Source organism: Burkholderia sp. Se-20378, assembly GCF_017104665.1.
Lineage (GTDB): Bacteria > Pseudomonadota > Gammaproteobacteria > Burkholderiales > Burkholderiaceae > Burkholderia > Burkholderia lata.
Genome location: NZ_JAAGPG010001071.1, coordinates 1 through 1,010, shown reverse-complemented (window position 1 = coordinate 1,010; position 1,010 = coordinate 1). Strand labels below are relative to the sequence as shown.

Below are 1,010 nucleotides of genomic sequence, written 5' to 3'. Positions count from 1 at the left end.
CCGGCGGCCGCGAGCGCCTGCTCGATCGCGACGCGCGCGCCGAGGCCGTCCGGATGCGGCGACGACATGTGATGCGCGTCGCTCGATTCGCCGATGCCGAGCAGCAGGATCGCGTGGGCGTCGAGTGCGGCGGGCGGGGCGGGCACGCGTTCGACGAGCGCGAACGCGGCAGCCTCGCCGATCGAGATGCCGTCGCGTGCGACGTCGAACGGACGGCACGGCTGGCGCGACAGCAGTTCGAGCGAGTTGAAGCCGTACAGCGTCGTCAGGCACAACGAATCGACGCCGCCGACGACGGCCGCATCGATCAATCCGGCCTCGATCATGCGGCGCGCGGAGCCGAACACTTTCGCGCCGGACGAGCAGGCGGACGAGATCGCCATCGCCGGCCCGCGCAGCGCGAAAAACGCGCGCACGAATGCGGCCGGCGAATACGGGTTGTGCGTGTGCGCGTAGCGGAAGTCGGCGGGCAGCGCGCCGCTTGCCGGATCGCGGCGCTGATAGGCGTGTTCGGTTTCGAGGATGCCGGCCGTGCTCGTGCCGATGAACACGCCGACGCGCTCCGCGCCATATCGTGCGACGGCCGTCGCGACGCGTGCGTCGAAGTTGTCCTGCGTGAGGCCGAGCTGCGCGAGGCGGTTGTTGCGGCACTCGAAGTCGGCGAGATCGGTACGCACGGGCTGCGCATCGACGCCGTCCACCGCGCCGATCCACGTGTCGAGATCCGCACGCTCGAAGTCGCAGGGCTGGAGCCCGCCGCGCGCGTGGCGCAGCGCATCGAGGGTCGCATCGAGGCCGCGGCCGATGCAGCTGGTGGCGGTGAAGTGCGAGAGCAGGAGAGGTTTCACGAGGGTCGCATCCGGTGGCCGGAACGGGCGCCGCAGCAGGGCTGGCAGGCGCGCCGCTCGAAGTCAGATTTTATCAAACGGGGGTGCCGAACCGGCCGGCTCGCCCGGCCCGCCGGGCCGCTCTGGCGCGAGCGCCGCGCGCAGCGTGGTCCAGTGCAACTA

At 71.4% G+C, this 1,010-nt stretch carries 1 protein-coding gene; it reads right to left on the bottom strand.

Annotated features, from left to right (window positions below; genetic code table 11):
• A partial coding sequence (locus tag G3N93_RS40215) for a beta-ketoacyl synthase N-terminal-like domain-containing protein (RefSeq protein ID WP_206135546.1) occupies positions 1-848 on the bottom strand: 848 nt, incomplete at its 3' end.
• Between the last annotated feature and the right edge of the window lie 162 nt (positions 849-1,010).